The organism is Noviherbaspirillum pedocola (assembly GCF_016632335.1).
GTDB classification, from domain to species: Bacteria; Pseudomonadota; Gammaproteobacteria; order Burkholderiales; family Burkholderiaceae_D; genus Noviherbaspirillum_A; species Noviherbaspirillum_A pedocola.
On record NZ_JAEPBG010000001.1, the window covers coordinates 94,656 to 112,329 of the forward strand.

Genomic DNA, 17,674 nt, shown 5'->3' on the forward strand with positions numbered 1-17,674 from the left:
ATCGCAGCGACTATTCAGGACATCATGATTCGTGTTGTCATTGCCGACGACCACACCATCATGCGGGAAGGCCTCAAGCGCATCCTCGACGGGGCCGACGATATCGAGGTGGTTGGCGAAGCGGTGGATGGCTTCGAAGTGCTGGCCCAGGTACGCAAGGGCGGATTCGATCTGCTGATGCTCGATCTGTCGATGCCCGGACGCAGCGGCGTTGAACTGATTCGCCAGATCAAGGACGAAGTGCCGAAGCTGCCGATCCTGATTCTCACGATGCATGAGGAAGAGCAATATGCGGTGCGGGCAATCCGCGCCGGCGCGCGCGGCTATCTGACCAAGGAAAGCGCCGGCACGCAGCTGGTTTCCGCCATCCGCAAGGTCGCCTCCGGCCGTCCTTACATCAGCATCGAAGTCGCCGAACAACTGGCCATGGACGTGATGCCGACCGTGGAAGACCTGCCACACAAGCATCTTTCCGATCGCGAATTCGAAGTTTTCAGTCTCCTCGTTGTCGGCAAGTCGATCACCGAAATCGCCGACCTGCTGCATCTGTCGGTCAAGACGGTCAGCACCCACAAGACCCGCATCCTGCACAAGATGGGCATGCCCTCGCTGGCCGAGCTCGTGCAATACGCCGTCGCGCATCGCCTGCTGATGCCGATGCGCCTCTGAAACAGCCGCCTTTCCTGCATGCTCTGTAGGAAGCCCGGCGAACAAGTGTAGGAATATCCCTACAGTCTCATTCAGCGCATCCCGATAGTCACCCACCGATGCTGTTGCGATACTAGCCACACGTGTCTTGCATGGACTTTAAGCCGTAACAAAAAACCCCACACGCACGCGGTTTTTCTGCTTCGGTCTTTCGGTTTCCAAGTGGTGCCCTACCAGGCGCTGACACGAAAAACAATGCCTGCGTCCCGGCCAAAAGCCTTAAGCGCTGGCATGACACCGCTTTAATGAACTGGGAGATTGTCATGGCGTCCATGCAAGCGTTTGAGAACCGCACCGAACCCGCCCTGCCGCTGCGCGCAACCAACCTGGAAGCAGGCTGGCAGCGTCAGGGCAAGCTCTGGTCCAACCTGAAAGAATTGTGCGCACTGCTGCGCATTCCCGCCGTCTCGGGCATGGCGGATGAAGACCTGCTGTTTCAGCATGTCCAGTTCAAGACCGGCCAGCGCATCCACACCATAGGCCAGCCGTTCGACACGCTTTACATCGTGCACTCCGGTTTTCTGAAGACTGTGCTCATCGATGAGTATGGCAATGAGCAGGTGCTGAGCTTCCCGATGAAGGGAGATCTGTTCGGTGTCGACGGCATACATACGCGCCGTTATGCCTCCGAAGCGGTGGCGCTGTCCAACTGCGACCTGATCCTTCTGCCCTTCAAGAAATTCATTGCGCTGGGACGCACCCATATCGAGCTCGAGCAGGCGATGTACAGCGTCATGAGCCGCGAGCTCGTGCGCGAGCAATCGATGGTCAGCATGCTCGGTGCGCTCAGCGCCGAGGCGCGCGTGGCCCGCTTCCTGGTGTCGCTGTCCGAGCGTTTTGCCGAGATGGGCTATTCCAGCCGCCTGTTCAATCTGAGGATGACGCGGCATGAAATCGGCAGCTATCTCGGCCTGACGCTGGAGACAGTCAGCCGCACCTTGTCCGCCTTCAACGAGATCGGCTACATCACCGTGGATCAGAAATCGATAGGCATACGCGATGTAGAAGCGCTGCGCACGCTGCGCCGGCTGCCGCCTTCGACCACCCGCGGCCGCCAGACCAGCCGCAAGGCTCGGCCGGCGGCGGAAGACGTTATCGAAGCGGGCGCCGAGCCGGCCACCTGGGATCAATTAATGAGCGCATGACCGGCATCGCAAACCGGGCGCAGTCGGCTTGTGGCAACACCCGCGGAAGCACGCGGCCAGTCGGGCAGGAAGAGCCGCGGCGCATCCTGCTTGCGCTGCACGATGGAGCCTTGCTGGATGAGGCATGCGCGGCGCTCGAGGCGCTGGGCATGGAAATCGCGGTTGCCGACACGGTTGAAGAGGCGCTGTTGCTACAGACCGAACGCCACTGCGAGCTGATCCTGATCGACGCGGCGCTGGCTCGCCAGCATGCCTACGCTGCGATACGTCACTTGCGCGCGCTTGGCACACGGCGCATTCCTCTCATCGCCTGCGCCGCAGGCATGGACGAAGCTGGACGCAACGCGTTGCTGCGCGCCGACATCGACGATGTCTGCGCGCCACCGCTGGTCCGAACGCAGTTGAGCCGCCTGCTGCATCTGTGGCTGCCGCTCAAGGAAGACGAAGCGTCTTGCGACAGTGGCGGCGCCGGAATGCGTTCGGTAGCGGACTTGCTCGGCGCCGGTTTCAGCACCGTCGCCCAGACGTTTTGTCGCGAGAGCGCAGCGCGCCTCGATGCATTGCGTTCCGGTTTGCGCGACGGTAATGCAGAAGATCTTGCCGGCACGGCGCATGCGCTAGGCGGCAGTAGCGCATCGATAGGCGCATGGCGCATGGCGGGACTGTGCCGCGCGCTGGAACTGCAATGCCTGGCCGGGATCGAAGGCCGGCTGCCGCAACTGATGGATGACATCGAGGCTGAATACCGCAGGCAATCGCATTGCCTCGCGCAGATGATTGCAGCGCAAGGTGCAACCCGGCCGACATCGGCGCTGGCGCGCTGAGCCGCGACGCACGACGACATGACCGCAGAACGCAGCGGCGACACCTGCGCAGCCTCGGATGCGAGCGGCTCGTGTCCGAGCGCGATCGTCATCGATGACAGCGGCGTCGAACGGCTGCTTGCCGCCGCGATGCTGCAAAAGCTCGGATTCCATGCGCAGACCGCGTCCGATGCGCAGGCCGCGCTCGCGATGGTGGCAGGCCGACGCTATGCGCTTGCGCTTTGCGACATCTCCTTGCCCGGAACCGATGGCTTGACGCTGCTGGTCGCAATGCGTTCTCTCGACGTCAAGCTGCGCTGCGTGATGCTGAGCAGTCATGACGATGCAGCATACAAAGCCAAAGCGCTGCAGCGCGGCGCGGCGGCTTACCTGATCAAGCCGCTGCGCCTGGAGCCCTTGGCAGAGACGCTGCGCGGCATGTTTCCCGAGATGGGTGGAATGATGGGGAATGGAGGTTGATATGCCGCGCTGTGTCAGGCACGGCAGGCGCCACATTCGGGCATTCGCCTATCTTGTATTACCTGCTTTGCCCAAGCATCGATCGAACAAGCGCGTGGGCTGCGCCGACCCTGCAAAATCGATGCATCCCCCCTAATCCCGCCCGCCCTGCGACGGCCGGCGCAGCGTGTTGACCATGGCAATCAGGCGCGGCCGCACTTCTTCGAGCAGGAATTCCTGCTTCAGATTGAAAGCCGGTCCGCCGCAGTTGATCGACATTGGCGGCGCGTTGTCGGCCGGGCGGAAAGCCACCGCGATCGCATTCACATCCGGCTGCCAGTCGCCGAAGGAAGTACAGCAGCCCAGCGTCTGGTATTCCTCCACCGCGCGCGCCATGCGGTCGCGCAGCGTCGGCCAGGCCAGTTCATCGAGATCGCGCACCCGCTCCAGGATGTCGTTGCGCTCGGCGCTCGACACTTCGGCCAGGTAAGCGCGGCCCATCGCGGTGCTGGCGATCGGAATGCGCGCGCCGACATCCAGGCGCAGGGTCAGCGCGGCCTGGCTGCGGCAGTTTTCCACGTAGATCATGCTGAGCCGGTCGCGCATGCCTAGCGACACCATGGTCTGCGAGAAATCCGCAAGCTCCTGCATCAGCGGCCGGGCCAGTTGACGGATGTCCAGGCGCGACAGCATCGCGCTGCCTAGCGCCAGCGTCGCGGAACCGAGTCGGTATTTGCCTAGCGCTTCGTCATATTGCAGATAGCCGAGCTTGGTGAGCGTATAGGTCAGCCGCGAGACCGTCGACTTCGGCAGCCTGCTGCGCTCGGCCAGTTCCTGGTTGCCGAGCAGCTTGTCGCCGGAGCGAAAGCACGCCAGCAGGTCCAGGCCGCGCGCCAACGCAGTGACGAAATGGCGGTCTTCCTTCACCCGCGGATTCGGCAGGTCGACCTTCATGGTGCTGGGGATGGGCTTGTTCATGATGTTTGGAAAAAAGTAGGGAGCCGATTTAGTCGCCGCGCGCCGCCATGCGCTGCAATTCCTTTTTCAGAATCTTTCCGGTCGCGGCCGCCGGCAACTGCTCCAGCACCACGATTTCCGAAGGCAGCTTGTACGGCGAGAGATGCTCGCGCAGGTAGGCGCGCAGTTCGGCTTCGGCGGGCGGCGCATCGCGCGCGACTTCGATGAACGCCACCACTTCCTCGTTGCCTTCGACCGTGCGGCCGACCACCGCGGATTGCACGATGCCCGGATGCGCATTCAGCACGCCTTCGACCTCGACCGGATAGACGTTGAAGCCGGAGCGGATGATCAGCTCCTTGCTGCGGCCGACCACGTGGAAGGCGCCGTCGGCGTCGATGCGGGCCAGGTCGCCGGTGCAGAGCCAGCCGTCGGCGGTTACCGCTTCGGCGCTGGCATCAGCGGCGCGGTAATACCCCTTCATCACATTCGGTCCGCGCACCCGGATCTCGCCAACACCCTCCGCGCTGCCTTCGGCGCCGTGCAGCCGCACTTCAATGCCCGGTATCGGCGTGCCCACCGAGCAATCGGCGCGCGGGGCTTCCATCCGGGTCTGGCAAATCGACGGCGACGCCTCGGTCATGCCATAGCCGTTGTGCAACGGGGTGCCGAAGGCCGCTTCGAAATCAGCCTTCAATGCCGCCGTCAACGGCGCCCCGCCACTCTGCGCCACGCGCAGCCGTGGCGCACTTGGCTCGATGCCATTCGCTTCGCAATAGGCCAGCAGCTTGGCGTACATCGCCGGCGCGCCATGCATCACGCTGACCTCACCCGACGCCAGCGCCTGCGCCAGCGCGCTTTCGGAAAAACGCGGCACCAGGCGCAGCGCCGCGCCGCTGATCAGGCTCGCCGCCAGCAAGGCCGACAGGCCATACACATGGGACAGCGGCAACACGCCGTACACCGTGTCGCCGGGAGCAAGGCGGCGCAGATTGCGGTTGTTGTTGGCGATGAAGAGCAGGTTTGCATGGGTCAGCATCACTGCCTTCGGCGCGCCTGTGGTGCCGGAGGTGTAGACCAGCACCGCCACCTGTTCGGCGGCGCCATCGAACACCGGCTCGGGCACGGCATCCGGGTTGGAAGGTCCAAGCAGCACATCGCCAATGACCGGCCAATCCTCACGGATAGCGCCGCGCGCCTGCCCATGCGCGGCGGCCGCCGGCGAGGCAGCGCCGAAATAGATGGCCCGGCGTGCGCCGGAATGCGCGAGAAAGTTGTCGATTTCCCGGGCCGACAGCCGGGCATTGACCGTGGCTGACCAGGCATCGAGCCGGCTCGCGGCAAGAATCGCCAAGGCCAGCGCCACGCAGTTTTCCGCGATCAGCAATACCCGATCGCCGGCACGCACACCCGAAGCTGCCATGCGTTCGGCCACCGTTTCTACTGCTTGCGGCAGATCGCCGTAAGAAATTCGATGAAATTCATCGCACAGCGCTATCTGCTGTGGATGGCTTGCCGACCACGGCGTCATCGCCTCGTGGATACGGCGCGGCGCAAGCGCGCCCACTCCGATTGCCATTCCGTCTCCTCGCATGCCGGGCGCATGCCTCTTGTTTGCGGTCGATACTGTCATAATGAAATGCAAAAATCAATGCGGAACAGAATTTCATTTCGCACAGCAGAACCGACGCAGTGCAACTCCTGATTCTTACTCTCACTGCTGAAAAGCGTATGCATCCCTATTCGAATTGCGGTTTATCAAGCAGCGCCGTTTCTTGACAGCGCCATCAAACGCACATAGAGTTCCGCATACTCAAACAAGATTCCACCGTGCAGAATTTCAGTTCCGATTTCGGAACAACACTGTACCGATCAACGGACACCACAGGAGACTTCCGATGCAAGCACTAGAGCGCCCGGATCCCGTATCCGGAGATGTCGTCATCGGCATCGTCGGTTGCGGCGTGATGGGACGCGGCATTGCGCAGATTGCCGCGCAGGCCGGCGCCACCGTCTGGCTCAATGACACCCGCGCCGATGCTGCGCAAGCCGCGAAAGCCGGCATTGCGGACACTTTCAACATGCTCGCCGGCAAGGGCAAGATGAGCGCCGAAGCCGCGCAGGCGGCATGCGCGCGCCTCAATGCGGCCGCCAGTCTGGAAGACCTCGCCGGCTGCCACGTCGTCGTCGAGGCGATCGTGGAAAAGCTGGAAGCCAAGCAATCGCTGTTCGCCGCGCTGGAAAACATCCTCGGCGAAGACGCGATCCTGGCCACCAACACCTCCTCGCTGTCGGTGACCGCGATCGCGGCCGGACTGAAGCATCCCGAACGCGTGGTCGGCTTCCACTTCTTCAACCCGGTGCCGCTGATGAAGATCGTCGAGGCGATCGGCGGCCTGCTGACTGAGCCCTCCATCGTCGATTACATGCTCGCGCTCGGCCGCCGCTGGGGCCACACTGCAGTGCGCGCGAAGGACACGCCGGGTTTCATCGTCAACCATGCCGGGCGCGGCTTCGGCACCGAGGGCCTGCGCATCCTGGCCGAGGACGTCACCGACATCGCCACGCTGGACCGCATCCTGCGCGACGGTCCGGGCTTCAGGCTCGGGCCCTGCGAACTGATGGATTTGACCGGGCTGGACGTGTCGCACCCGGTGATGGAATCGATCTACCACCAGTATTACGAAGAACCGCGCTTCCGCCCGCAGAACCTGACGCGCCAGATGCTCGCCGCGGGCGCCGTCGGCCGCAAGGTCGGCCACGGCTTCTACCGTTATGACGCCGAAGGCAAGAAGCAGACGCCAGCCGAACCCGCGCCCTCCTCCGCGCTGCCACCGTCGGTGTGGCTGTCGCGCGCGCGGCCGCAGCTGGCCGAGCGCATCGCGCCCTTTCTCAAGGCAGCCGGCGTTGCCATCGAGGATGGCGAGCGTCCGAGCGAGAATGCGCTGATCGTGGTCACGCCGCTGGGCGACGACGCCACCCGCTGCTGCGTTGTCGAAGGCCTGGATGCGCGCCGCACCGTCGCGGTGGAAACCCTGTTTGATCTGACCAGGCGCCGCGTCGTGATGACCAATCCGGCCACCGATGCCCGCTATGCCGACATGGCGCGCGGCCTGTTCGCGGCCGATGGCGCGGCGGTCAGCCTGGTGCGCGACAGCAGCGGCCTGGTGTCGCAGCGGGTGGTGGCACACATCATCAACATCGCCGCCGAGATCGCGCAGCAGGGCATTGCCGAGCCGGCCGACATCGACCGCGCAGTGACTCTCGGCCTCGGTTATCCGCGCGGCCCGCTGGCCTGGGGCGACGAACTTGGCGCGGCAACCGTGCTCAATATCCTTGGCAACCTGCAGCAGGAAACCGGCGATCCGCGCTATCGCCCCAGCCAGTGGCTGCGACGCCGCGCCGAACTCGGCCTGTCGCTGCTGCAGCGCGAACCCTGAGACCATGCGCTGGCCCGCGGGCCAGCGCTTTTTCATTGCGCCGTACGGGGCAGTCAACACGAACAATTGGAGAAAGACATGCAAGCGAAAGCACAATTCCACTGGGACGATCCGCTGCTGCTGAACGAGCAGCTCACCGATGAAGAACGCATGGTGCGCGACGCCGCGCAGGCCTATTGCCAGGACAAGCTGCAGCCGCGCGTGCTGGAAGCCTTCCGCCAGGAAAAGACCGATGCATCGATCTTCCGCGAAATGGGCGAACTGGGCCTGTTGGGCCCGACCATTCCCGAGCAGTACGGCGGCCCGGGCCTGAACTATGTCAGCTACGGCCTGATCGCGCGCGAAGTCGAGCGCGTCGACTCGGGCTATCGCTCGATGATGAGCGTGCAGTCCTCGCTGGTGATGGTGCCGATCTATGAATTCGGCAATGAGGCAACGAAAGAGAAATACCTGCCCAAGCTCGCGCGCGGCGAATGGATAGGCTGCTTCGGCCTGACCGAGCCGAACCACGGCTCCGACCCCGGCTCCATGGTCACCCGCGCCAAGAAGGTCGACGGCGGCTATGAACTCACCGGCAGCAAGATGTGGATCTCGAATTCGCCGATCGCCGACGTGTTCCTGGTCTGGGCCAAGGACGATGAAGGCGCGATCCGCGGCTTCGTGCTGGAAAAAGGCTGGAAGGGTTTGTCCGCGCCGGCGATCCACGGCAAGGTCGGCCTGCGCGCCTCGATCACCGGCGAGATCGTCATGGATGGGGTGTTCTGCCCGGAAGAAAATGCCTTCCCCGAAGTGCGCGGCCTGAAGGGTCCGTTCACCTGCCTCAACTCCGCCCGCTACGGTATCGCCTGGGGCGCGCTCGGCGCGGCCGAGTTCTGCTGGCATGCCGCGCGCCAGTATGTGCTGGACCGCAAACAGTTCGGCAAGCCACTGGCGGCAAATCAGCTGGTGCAGAAGAAGCTGGCCGACATGCAGACCGAGATCACGATGGCGCTGCAGGGCTGCCTGCGCCTGGGCCGCATGAAGGACGAAGGCAGCGCGCATCCGTCGGTGACCTCGATCATGAAACGCAATTCCTGCGGCAAGGCGCTGGACATCGCCCGCGTGGCGCGCGACATGCTCGGCGGCAATGGCATCTCCGATGAATTCGGCGTGATCCGCCACATGGTCAACCTGGAAGTGGTCAACACCTACGAAGGCACGCATGACATCCATGCGCTGATCCTGGGCCGCGAGCAGACCGGCATTTCGGCTTTCTGAGGGCGCAACGATGGACCTGAATTTCACCGCGGAAGAAACCGCATTCCGGCAAGAGGTGCGCAGCTTCCTGCAGGAAAAGCTGCCCGAGGACATCCGGCGCAAGGTGCACAACGGCATGATCGTCGAGCGCGACGACTACCTGCGCTGGCAGCGCATCCTGCATGAGCAGGGCTGGGGCGCGGCAGCCTGGCCGTCCGAGTTCGGCGGCCCGGGCTGGAACCCGGTGCAGCAATACATCTTCGAGGAAGAGTCGGCCGCGGCCGGCGCGCCGCGCGCGATCCCCTTCGGCCTGAAGATGGTCGCGCCGGTGATCATGGCCTTCGGCACGCCGGCGCAGCAGCAGCGCTTCCTGCCGAAGATTCTCTCGGCTGAGGAATGGTGGTGCCAGGGCTATTCCGAACCGGGCGCAGGTTCCGACCTGGCGTCGTTGAAATGCCGCGCGGTGCGCGAAGGCGACCATTACGTCGTCAACGGCCAGAAGACCTGGACCACGCTCGGTCAGTACGCCGACTGGATCTTCTGCCTGGTGCGCACCGACAGCGAAGTCAAGCCGCAGCAGGGCATTTCCTTCCTGCTGATCGACATGAAGACGCCGGGCATCACGGTGCGCCCGATCATCACGATGGATGGCGCGCATGAAGTCAATGAAGTCTGGTTCGAGGATGTGCGGGTGCCGGTGGAAAACCGCATCGGCGAAGAAAACCGCGGCTGGACCTATGCCAAATTCCTGCTCGGCCATGAGCGCACCAACATCGCCGGCATCGGCATCGCCAAGCGCGAACTGGCGCGCTTGAAGCGCATCGCCCGCGAGGAAACCAAGAACGGCAAGCCGCTGCTGCAGGATCCGCTGTTCGGCGCGCGCGTGGCCCAGGTCGAGATCGATCTGACCGCGCTGGAAATCACCAACCTGCGCGTGCTGTCGGCCGAAGCCGAGCGCCGCGCGCCGGGACCGGAAGCGTCGATCCTGAAGATCAAGGGCACCGAGATCCAGCAGGCCATTACCGAGCTGCTGGTGCAGGCCGTGGGTCCTTATGCGCTGCAGCTGCGGCGCGAAGCGATGGCCGCTGGCTACCAGGGCGATTTCATCGGCCCGGAATACGCCACGCCGCTGGCCGCCGGCTACCTGAACATGCGCAAGCTGTCGATCTACGGCGGCTCGAACGAGATTCAGAAGAACATCATTTCGCAAATGATCCTGGGACTGTAAGACATGGACTTCACCTTCACCGAAGAGCAGCAGATGCTGCAGGACACCACCCGGCGCTTCGTGGCCGGGGAATACAGCCCCGAGACCCGCCGCGAACGCCTGCGCGCGCAAGCCGCCGGCAATGCCGACCGCAAGGTCTGGCAAGGCCTGGCCGATTTGGGACTGACCGCGCTGAACGTGCCTGAAGCCGACGGCGGCCTGGGCGGCTCGGCAATCGACACCATGCTGGTCATGCAGGCGCTGGGCGAAGGCCTGGTCAACGAGCCGTTTCTGACCAGCGCCGTGCTGTCGACGCAGGCATTGACCCTGCTCGGCAGCGAGTCGCAGCGCGCGGTGATGCTGCCTGCGCTGGCCGCGGGCGAGATGATCGCCGTGTTCGCGCATGACGAACGCGCCACCCGCTTCGACCGCATGGCCGTGGCAACCCGCGCCCGCATCGATGAAGCCGGCTATGTGCTCAATGGCGCGAAAAGCATGATCGCGTATGCGCCGACGGCCGATGTGCTGCTCGTCACCGCGCGCGTCGGCGAAGCGCACCAGGATGGCGGCCTGGCCGTGTTCGCGGTGCCGCGCGTGGCCGAGGGCGTGACGATCACTTCCTTCACGATGGTCGATGGCGCGCCTGGCGGCGAAATCAGCTTCAACGACGTGCGGCTGCCGGCGCAGGCCCTGCTAGGCGAAAGCGCCCTTGATGCCAGCGCAGCGATTGCGCAGGTGCTGGACGCGGGCATCGCCGCGATCTGCGCCGAAGCCGTCGGCGCGCTGGACAAGCTGCTGGCCGCAACCGTCGAATACACCCGCACCCGCAAGCAGTTCGGCGTGCCGATCGGCAAGTTCCAGGCGCTGCAGCACCGCATGGCCGACATGGTGCTGCATATCGAGCAGGCGCGGTCGATGAGCTATCTGGCATCGGTGCGCTGCGGCGATGCGGATGCGGCAACGCGCGAGCAGACGCTGTCGGCGGCGAAGGTCATCGTCGGCCAGGCTTGCCGCTTCGTGTCGCAGCAGGCGGTGCAGCTGCATGGCGGCATGGGCGTGACCGATGAACTCGACGTCGGCCATTACTTCAAGCGCCTGATGGCCATCGAGCTGCAATTCGGCAGCACCGACAGCCACCTGGAGCACTACGCGGCGCGCATGGCGGCCTGATGCGGCGATAAAACCAATGGGCCGATGCGGTCGTTGACGCATCGGCCCATCAAGCGGCTTGCCGTCTGCGCAAGCTGTTACTGCAAACTTCTAGCGCACGCCCCGCATCTCGTCATAAATCTGCACGATATTGCGCTGCGCGTTGCCCTCCTCTTCGGCCGCGACGCGAAAGCATGCGCGGCGCCGGCCTTCGTCATTGGCCAGCGTGCGCAGCCAGGGCGCGACGCCGAGCCTGGCTTTCCTGCCCCTTAGGCCGATGGCCACATCCAGCCGCCACAGAAAACGGGAAAAGCATCCCGCGTTCGCTTCATTGCCGGCGGCAACTCCGAACGCTTCGAGCGCCGGATCCCAGTACCTCACTGCCAGATGCAGTTGCGAGGTGTCGATCGGCCGTACTGGCACGGCGTCCTGACCGGAATCTTCGCTAAGGGATTCGGTGCTTTCATCGTATGCATCAACTCTTGGCTCGTTGACTACAGGCTTGGCGGAACTGGACGATTGCATGGCGGCTCCATGTCTTGCGGGAACGCTGGGTGCTTGTTCGCCGGCAAAAGTTCCGCCTGCCGCGTAGCCCGTGCCGCAGCGCGGTTATTTCTGCTTTTACCGCACGGGAAAGCCGAACGGATGACGTTATAATGGCCGCCGGCCGGAATTCCCGGCCGCGTTGCGTTCATCGACCTCCATCGTTGTCCGCCGCATGAGCTGCCTCGCCGGCAAGCCGCATCCTCGCTGATACGCCTGGCCCGCATTCCCGTAAGCATCTATCCCTGGTTTTTATGTCGAACAATCAAGCGCGCAAGCCTATCGAAATCAAGATTTCCACCGTGGTTGCCGTCGCAGCGCTGCTGCACGACACCGACATGACGGTGCTGCAGGCGGCAATGGCCGACATGACGGGTGGCGCGTCCGATTATTTCGATGGCGAGTTTGCGATCCTGGACATCGGCGGCCTGCCCGCCAGCCATGGCGCGATCAACTGGGCGGCGCTGGTATCGCTGTTCAAGTCGCATCGGCTGAACCCGGTCGCCGTGCGCAATGCGCCGGCGGCGCTGGAAGCGGAGATCCTGGCACACGGGCTGTCGCTGGATGTGGTCGCCAAGCCGCGCAACATGCCGCGCGACGAGGCGGAACAACCGGCTGCGGCGCCTGCTCCCGCGCCAGCGCCAACCCCGGCACCCGCACCAGCACCAGCACCAGCACCGGCCGCTCAGGTCGGCGCAATGATCATCGATACGCCGGTGCGCGCCGGCCAGCGCGTGTATGCGCATGGCTGCGACCTCATCGTCACCGCGGCGGTCAACAACGGCGCCGAGATCATTGCCGACGGCAGCATCCATGTCTATGCGCCGCTGCGCGGCCGGGCGCTGGCCGGGGCCAGCGGCAACAACGAAGCGCGCATCTTCGCCATGAGCATGGAACCGGAACTGGTTTCCATTGCCGGCTACTACCGTACCTTCGAGGATGGCTTGCCGCGCGATCTGGCGCAGGCGCCGGGCCAGGTGCGTCTACTGGGCGATCGGATCGAGATCACCTCGATGACCGCAGCCCTGCACAAGTAACCAAGTCCAATCCGTTCTTTCATAAAGGAGTTTGTTTGTGGCAAAAATCATCGTGGTAACGTCCGGCAAAGGCGGCGTTGGCAAGACCACCACCAGCGCCAGCTTCGCTTCCGGCCTGGCCATGCGCGGCCACAAGACCGCGGTGCTCGACTTCGACGTCGGCCTGCGCAACCTCGACCTGATCATGGGCTGCGAACGCCGCGTGGTGTATGACCTGATCAATGTGATCAACAAGGAAGCCACGCTGAACCAGGCGCTGATCAAGGACAAGCATTGCGACAACCTGTTCGTGCTGCCTGCTTCGCAGACGCGCGACAAGGATGCGCTGACCGAAGACGGCGTGGAGCGCGTGCTCAACGAACTGACGAAGATGGACTTCGAATACATCGTCTGCGACTCGCCTGCCGGCATCGAGCGCGGCGCGGTGCTGGCGCTGACCTTCGCCGACGAAGCCGTCATCGTCACCAATCCGGAAGTCTCCTCGGTGCGCGATTCGGACCGCATCCTCGGCATCATCCAGGCCAAGTCGCGCCGCGCGCAGAACGGCGGCGAGCCGGTCAAGGAACACCTGCTGATCACCCGCTATGTGCCCAAGCGCGTGGACGCCGGCGAGATGCTGTCCTTCGGCGACGTGCAGGAGATCCTGCGCATTCCGCTGCTGGGCATCATTCCCGAGTCCGAGTCGGTGCTGCATGCGTCGAACTCGGGTAATCCGGCGATCCACATCGAAGGCAGCGATGTGGCGCAGGCCTACAAGGACGTGGTGTCGCGCTTCCTCGGCGAAGACGTGCCGATGCGCTACACCACCTATGAGAAGCCGGGCCTGTTCCAGCGCATCTTCCGGGGCAAGTGACATGGCACTGCTCTCATTCCTTTTCAGCAACAAGCCGAAATCGGCATCCGCGGCCAAGGAACGGCTGCAGATCATCATTGCGCGCGAGCGCAACGGCACCGCCGGCCCGGACTTTCTGCCAGCGTTGCACAAGGAGCTGATCGACGTCATCTCCAAGTACACCAAGGTCAATGCCGACGACATCAAGATCAAGCTGGACCGCCAGGGCAACCTGGAGGTGCTGGATGTGAACGTGGTGCTGCCGGACGTGCCGGTCAAGTAAGTCTTCCGCCTCGCGGCATTCCCGGCCATTCCGGCCGCGCCACCGCTGCGGCGGCCTTCCCGGCCGCCGCAGCGCATTGCTTCCGCCCTATCCCTCGCCCGTCTCCGTTTCGCTTTCCGGTGCACGCGCATCCTGCCTGCGCGGCGGCGCTTCTTCCGTGGTCGAGTCCAGCACCGTCGTGGGGATGGCGCCGCGCGAGAACATGAAGGACAAGCCTTGGGGCAATCTGGATTCGCGCCCGTCGTCGCCTTCGTCGTCCGGGTCGCGGCGCAGCTCTTCGCTCGACGGCGTTTTCTTGTCCTTCTGCAGGAAGCCGCGCAGACCGGAGCCGGTCATCGTGCGGAATATATTGGTTTCCTTCCGCGAGCTCTTGCCCTTCTGCGGCGTCGGTACGGGTGCCGACGCTGGCTTCGCCTCCGCATCGACCGGTTCCGGCGCGGCGGACGTGATGCGCGCCCGCTTGCGCTGACGCCCCGCGTGCGCTGCTTCACCCTCATCCACGCCTTCACCGGCGCGGCGCTTCTTCCCCCTGCGAGAGTCTTCGACCCGAGGCGACTCTGGACGCGGCGATTCCGTACGCGGAGACAGGCGCACCGGGCTGTCGAGCGAGAGCATGCCGCTTTCGGCGGCCTGCCGGCGCAGTTGGCGCGTCGGCGTATCGGTCACTTTCTCTTTCCTCGCGTTCGGGGACGCATCGCGACGCTCTTTTTCGGCCGCGCGCACCCTTGGCCGGCCCGGCGTGGTCACGCTGCCCTGCCGTCCTTCGCCGTTGCTGGTCTGCTTCGCCCGTGAGACATCGATGCTTGGCGTCTTACCCGCGCCGCCCGCCCTGCCACTTCCCTTTCCAACTGCCATGCCGTTCTCCTTTTCCAGGAATGCCGCCGCCGCCGGCGGCCGCGCGCTTGGTGGCGCTGCATGCGCCGCGGTTCAGCAATGTGGGGCAACGTACCGCGGCCGGGTTGTCAAAGGTGCATAATCCGGCGAACTCTTCAGCACGGTGCCGACATGCCCCTGCGTTCCCACCCCAGCGATCCTGCGCCGAGCGGCGCGCCAGCACGATGAAGCTGCACGGCATCGACTTCACTTCCGCGCCGAGCCGTCGCAAGGGCATTACGGTTGCGACCGGCCACTTGCGTGGCGACAGCTTCCTGCTCGAATCCCTGGACACCCTGCCCGACAATGCCGCCTTCGCCGCCTGGCTGCGCCGCCCGGGCCCGTGGCTGGGCGCCTTCGATTTCCCGTTTTCGCTGCCGCGCGAACTGGTGGAAACCCTGGGCTGGCCGACCGAATGGGCGGCGCTGATGCGTCATGTCGCGGGCCTCTCCCGTGCCGAGATGCGGGAAACCTTCAAGGCTTTCTGCGACGCCCGGCCGCCGGGCAACAAGTTCGCGCACCGCGCAACCGACTATCCGGCCGGCTCCTCGCCCTCGATGAAATGGGTCAATCCGCCAGTGGCCTACATGCTGCATGCAGGTGTGCCGCAATTGCTCGATGCGGGAGTCAGCCTGTACCAGCTGCATCCCGGCGATGCGCAGCGCATCGCCTTCGAAGGCTATCCGGGCATGGTGGCGCGCGACATCACCCGCAAGTCGTACAAGAACGATCAGCGCACGCTGCAAACGCCCGAGCGGCAAGCGGTGCGCGAAATCATTGTGGAGGCGCTCGAACGCGGCGCGCATCGCTGGGGCATACGGCTCGAGGCCGGCAGTCACCGCGATGCGCTGATCGCCGATGGCAGCGCCGATCTGCTCGACGCCACGCTGTGCGCCATCCTTGCCGCCTGGGCCTGGCAGCGGCGCGACGCCGGCTACGGCCTGCCGCCTTTCGATGCGCTCGAAGGCTGGATCGTCGGCGCATGAGTGCGCATGCCCTGCCCCGCTCCACCGCGCGCACCTGGCGCCGCAGGATCGCGATCATCGCGGCCTGCCTGGCTGTTGCAGCGCTGGCGCTGATCATCGCGGCCCATGCGCTGTTCGACGGCGAGCGCCTGATCGCGCTGGCGCGCGAACATGCGCGGCGCGAGTGGTCGCGCGATCTCGACATCAGCAAGCTGTCGCTGTCGCTGCTGCCGGCCCCAACGCTGCGCGCGCAGGGCGTGACGCTGTCCAACCCGGACTGGGCACGCCAGCCGCGCATGGCCGAGATCGACAGCCTGGATGTGCGCCTGGCGATCCTGCCGCTGCTGTCGGGCCGCGTCGCGCCGACCGCGGTGCATGTGCGCGGCCTGCGGCTGGACCTCGAGCGCGACGCGAACGGCCGCGCGAATTGGCAGTTGGCGCCCGGCCATGGCCGCATCGATTGGCGTCACCTGAACACGCTGAGTGCGGAAGCGGCCGAACTGCGCTGGAGTAACGCGAAACTCAGCGCTGAGCACAGCGCCCTGGATCTGTCGCTGCCGCTGGCCGAACTGCGCGCCGACACCGGATGGAAAGCGCCGCACCTGACGGCGACGCTGGCCCGCCACGGCGTAGACATGCTGCTCGACGCCCGCTGCGACGATCTCTCGGCCCTGCGTGCCGCCGATGCCGCTGCCGATGCCGCCACCGACTGCAAGCTCGCCGCCACGCTGGAAGGCGCGCGCCTGGCACTGTCCGGCAAACTGCCCTTGTCTGCCGATGGCAGCATCGACGCCGCCATCGAAGCCGATGCGCCACATCCCGAGCAGCTCCTGGCCTTCTTCGACATGCCGCGCCACCGAACTGCCATGTCGCTGCGCGCCCGCATCCACGGGGCAGCCGCGGCATCAGGCATCCACCTGAGCGATTTGCATGCGCGCTTCGGTTCCATGGAAGCCGACGCGCGCATGACGATCCATCCGGACGCAAAGCCGCCAAGCTATGAAGCTGACATCGCCATACCACGCCTGGATTGGGCGCAGCTGTCGCGCGAAGCCGGACGCGAACCGCCCGCGGCTGCACCCGGCACCACCTTGTTCCGGCGCGCGGCCCTGCCCTGGCAGGCGCTGTCGACGCTGGCCGACGCGGATGGCCGCATCCGGCTGCATGTTGGCGAAGCGAAGCTGCTCTCCGGCATCGCCGCGACGAAGCTCGACGCGGACATCGCACTCGGCGGCGGCGCGATCGATGTCTCCCGCTACACGATGCACCTTCTCGGCGGCTCGGCCGCAGGCGCATTGCGGCTCGATCCGACGCGGCGCCGCGCGCGGCTCGATCTCGCCGCCCGGGATGTGCTGCTCGAACGCTGGTTCAGCGAGCGCGGCCGCAAGCTGCCGCTGAGCGGCGGGCCGATGACGATCGATGCGCAGGTGACAGGCCACGGCGACAGCATGACCGCGCTGGCAGCCACGCTCGACGGCGCCATCGATGTGCGCGGCGGCCGCACCGTGATTCGCTCCGAGCGCGCCGGCGAAGTGGAGAAACTGCTCACCGACATGCTGCCGCTGTTCTCCGAACAGGCTGCGCAGCGGATGACGCTGGAATGCTTTGCCGGCCGCCTGCGCTTTGCCAACGGTCGCGCCGCCGGCGGCGGCATTGTCGGCGCGCGCAGCGATGTCAGCCAGTTGCTGACCTCGGGAGCGGTCGACCTGCGTCAACAGGACGTCGACCTGCGCGGCCGGGTGCGCGCGCGCCACGGCGTGGCGATCGGCATCTCGGTGCTTACCAGCGACGTGCGCATCCACGGTCCATTGAAAAAGCCGGCGATTGCGCTCGACCCGGCGGCGACGCCGGGAGCATTGGCGCGGCTGGGCGCAGCCCTGCTCACGGGCGGCCTGAGCCTGATCGCCACGGCAGCCTGGGACGCCGCCAATCCGGCAACCGATGCCTGCGCGGCGGTGTTCAGGCCGGGGAAGGACAAGTAAGTGGCGCCCGGCATCGCCGCGCGCCGGCGTATCACGCCCCGTCCATGAAGTCGCG

17 protein-coding genes are annotated in these 17,674 nt (G+C 65.2%); 13 read left to right on the top strand and 4 right to left on the bottom strand.

Features of this window, described 5'->3' with window-relative positions; all coding sequences use genetic code 11:
• Positions 1–24 precede the first annotated feature (24 nt).
• From JJB74_RS00495 to JJB74_RS00510, 4 genes are all read left to right on the top strand, one after another.
• Positions 25–669 (top strand): response regulator, encoded by a 645-nt coding sequence (locus JJB74_RS00495; RefSeq protein WP_200589568.1) that lies wholly within the window; start codon positions 25–27, stop codon positions 667–669.
• 311 nt (positions 670–980) lie between these two features.
• A complete protein-coding gene (locus JJB74_RS00500; RefSeq protein ID WP_200590701.1) occupies positions 981–1,853 on the top strand; it encodes a Crp/Fnr family transcriptional regulator in 873 nt (290 codons plus the stop codon).
• Positions 1,850–2,677 carry an Hpt domain-containing response regulator gene (locus JJB74_RS00505; protein WP_200589570.1) on the top strand — a complete coding sequence of 276 codons (828 nt, stop codon included), beginning with the start codon at positions 1,850–1,852 and terminating at the stop codon, positions 2,675–2,677. Before JJB74_RS00500 ends, JJB74_RS00505 begins: the two co-directional genes overlap by 4 nt.
• An 18-nt stretch (positions 2,678–2,695) precedes the next feature.
• Positions 2,696–3,136 (top strand): response regulator, encoded by a 441-nt coding sequence (locus tag JJB74_RS00510; protein WP_200589572.1) that lies wholly within the window; start codon positions 2,696–2,698, stop codon positions 3,134–3,136.
• 132 nt (positions 3,137–3,268) lie between these two features.
• Here the strand turns inward: JJB74_RS00510 and JJB74_RS00515 are convergent, their stop codons facing one another.
• Together JJB74_RS00515 and JJB74_RS00520 are read right to left on the bottom strand one after the other, a co-directional pair.
• Positions 3,269–4,093, bottom strand: coding sequence for an IclR family transcriptional regulator (locus JJB74_RS00515; protein WP_234483429.1), 825 nt, complete (start codon positions 4,091–4,093; stop codon positions 3,269–3,271).
• Positions 4,094–4,121: 28 nt separating this feature from the next.
• A complete protein-coding gene (locus JJB74_RS00520) occupies positions 4,122–5,651 on the bottom strand; it encodes a class I adenylate-forming enzyme family protein (protein WP_200589574.1) in 1,530 nt (509 codons plus the stop codon).
• A 319-nt stretch (positions 5,652–5,970) separates the two neighbouring features.
• Between JJB74_RS00520 and JJB74_RS00525 the strand changes: the two genes are divergently transcribed.
• The 4 genes from JJB74_RS00525 (at position 5,971) to JJB74_RS00540 (ending at position 11,125) form a co-directional block, all read left to right on the top strand.
• Positions 5,971–7,512, top strand: a complete 1,542-nt coding sequence (locus JJB74_RS00525; RefSeq protein WP_200589576.1) for a 3-hydroxyacyl-CoA dehydrogenase — start codon at positions 5,971–5,973, stop codon at positions 7,510–7,512.
• Positions 7,513–7,590: 78 nt separating this feature from the next.
• Positions 7,591–8,769, top strand: a complete 1,179-nt coding sequence (locus tag JJB74_RS00530) for an acyl-CoA dehydrogenase (RefSeq protein ID WP_200589578.1) — start codon at positions 7,591–7,593, stop codon at positions 8,767–8,769.
• A 10-nt stretch (positions 8,770–8,779) separates the two neighbouring features.
• Complete coding sequence (locus JJB74_RS00535) at positions 8,780–9,976, top strand: acyl-CoA dehydrogenase family protein (RefSeq protein ID WP_200589580.1); 1,197 nt, start codon at positions 8,780–8,782, stop codon at positions 9,974–9,976.
• Between the two features lie 3 nt (positions 9,977–9,979).
• Entirely contained in the window at positions 9,980–11,125 is a 1,146-nt protein-coding gene (locus tag JJB74_RS00540; RefSeq protein ID WP_200589582.1) for an acyl-CoA dehydrogenase family protein, read from the top strand.
• A 90-nt stretch (positions 11,126–11,215) separates the two neighbouring features.
• On the opposite strand, the gene JJB74_RS00545 is transcribed toward JJB74_RS00540, so the two are convergent.
• The gene (locus tag JJB74_RS00545; RefSeq protein WP_200589584.1) at positions 11,216–11,629 is read right to left on the bottom strand and encodes a hypothetical protein; all 414 of its coding nucleotides are present in this window, start codon (positions 11,627–11,629) and stop codon (positions 11,216–11,218) included.
• A gap of 272 nt (positions 11,630–11,901) precedes the next feature.
• Here JJB74_RS00545 and minC point away from each other — a divergent pair, with 272 nt between their 5' ends.
• The 3 genes from minC to minE are packed head-to-tail and all read left to right on the top strand — an operon-like array spanning position 11,902 to position 13,799.
• Entirely contained in the window at positions 11,902–12,684 is a 783-nt protein-coding gene (gene minC, locus JJB74_RS00550; RefSeq protein ID WP_200589586.1) for a septum site-determining protein MinC, read from the top strand.
• A gap of 37 nt (positions 12,685–12,721) precedes the next feature.
• On the top strand, positions 12,722–13,537 hold the full coding sequence (gene minD / locus JJB74_RS00555) for a septum site-determining protein MinD (protein ID WP_200589588.1): 816 nt from the start codon (positions 12,722–12,724) through the stop codon (positions 13,535–13,537).
• A 1-nt stretch (position 13,538) separates the two neighbouring features.
• Positions 13,539–13,799 carry a cell division topological specificity factor MinE gene (gene minE, locus JJB74_RS00560; protein WP_200589590.1) on the top strand — a complete coding sequence of 87 codons (261 nt, stop codon included), beginning with the start codon at positions 13,539–13,541 and terminating at the stop codon, positions 13,797–13,799.
• A gap of 87 nt (positions 13,800–13,886) precedes the next feature.
• On the opposite strand, the gene JJB74_RS00565 is transcribed toward minE, so the two are convergent.
• A complete protein-coding gene (locus JJB74_RS00565) occupies positions 13,887–14,654 on the bottom strand; it encodes a hypothetical protein (RefSeq protein WP_200589591.1) in 768 nt (255 codons plus the stop codon).
• A gap of 203 nt (positions 14,655–14,857) precedes the next feature.
• On the opposite strand from JJB74_RS00565, the gene JJB74_RS00570 reads away from it, so the two are divergent.
• Both JJB74_RS00570 and JJB74_RS00575 read left to right on the top strand, forming a co-directional pair.
• Positions 14,858–15,658 (top strand): DUF429 domain-containing protein, encoded by an 801-nt coding sequence (locus JJB74_RS00570; protein ID WP_200589592.1) that lies wholly within the window; start codon positions 14,858–14,860, stop codon positions 15,656–15,658.
• Positions 15,655–17,619: an AsmA family protein gene (locus tag JJB74_RS00575; RefSeq protein ID WP_200589594.1), complete on the top strand. Its 1,965-nt coding sequence runs from the start codon at positions 15,655–15,657 to the stop codon at positions 17,617–17,619. Before JJB74_RS00570 ends, JJB74_RS00575 begins: the two co-directional genes overlap by 4 nt.
• Positions 17,620–17,674 lie beyond the last annotated feature (55 nt).

Excerpts from the sequence above, each read along its gene's own strand:
- JJB74_RS00495 (WP_200589568.1), top strand. The coding sequence starts at position 25 with ATGATTCGTGTTGTCATTGCCGACGACCACACCATCATGCGGGAAGGC.
- JJB74_RS00500 (WP_200590701.1), top strand. The coding sequence starts at position 981 with ATGCAAGCGTTTGAGAACCGCACCGAACCCGCCCTGCCGCTGCGCGCA.
- JJB74_RS00505 (WP_200589570.1), top strand. The coding sequence starts at position 1,850 with ATGACCGGCATCGCAAACCGGGCGCAGTCGGCTTGTGGCAACACCCGC.
- JJB74_RS00510 (WP_200589572.1), top strand. The coding sequence starts at position 2,696 with ATGACCGCAGAACGCAGCGGCGACACCTGCGCAGCCTCGGATGCGAGC.
- JJB74_RS00515 (WP_234483429.1), bottom strand. The coding sequence starts at position 4,093 with ATGAACAAGCCCATCCCCAGCACCATGAAGGTCGACCTGCCGAATCCG.
- JJB74_RS00520 (WP_200589574.1), bottom strand. The coding sequence starts at position 5,651 with ATGGCAATCGGAGTGGGCGCGCTTGCGCCGCGCCGTATCCACGAGGCG.
- JJB74_RS00525 (WP_200589576.1), top strand. The coding sequence starts at position 5,971 with ATGCAAGCACTAGAGCGCCCGGATCCCGTATCCGGAGATGTCGTCATC.
- JJB74_RS00530 (WP_200589578.1), top strand. The coding sequence starts at position 7,591 with ATGCAAGCGAAAGCACAATTCCACTGGGACGATCCGCTGCTGCTGAAC.
- JJB74_RS00535 (WP_200589580.1), top strand. The coding sequence starts at position 8,780 with ATGGACCTGAATTTCACCGCGGAAGAAACCGCATTCCGGCAAGAGGTG.
- JJB74_RS00540 (WP_200589582.1), top strand. The coding sequence starts at position 9,980 with ATGGACTTCACCTTCACCGAAGAGCAGCAGATGCTGCAGGACACCACC.
- JJB74_RS00545 (WP_200589584.1), bottom strand. The coding sequence starts at position 11,629 with ATGCAATCGTCCAGTTCCGCCAAGCCTGTAGTCAACGAGCCAAGAGTT.
- minC (WP_200589586.1), top strand. The coding sequence starts at position 11,902 with ATGTCGAACAATCAAGCGCGCAAGCCTATCGAAATCAAGATTTCCACC.
- minE (WP_200589590.1), top strand. The coding sequence starts at position 13,539 with ATGGCACTGCTCTCATTCCTTTTCAGCAACAAGCCGAAATCGGCATCC.
- JJB74_RS00565 (WP_200589591.1), bottom strand. The coding sequence starts at position 14,654 with ATGGCAGTTGGAAAGGGAAGTGGCAGGGCGGGCGGCGCGGGTAAGACG.
- JJB74_RS00570 (WP_200589592.1), top strand. The coding sequence starts at position 14,858 with ATGAAGCTGCACGGCATCGACTTCACTTCCGCGCCGAGCCGTCGCAAG.
- JJB74_RS00575 (WP_200589594.1), top strand. The coding sequence starts at position 15,655 with ATGAGTGCGCATGCCCTGCCCCGCTCCACCGCGCGCACCTGGCGCCGC.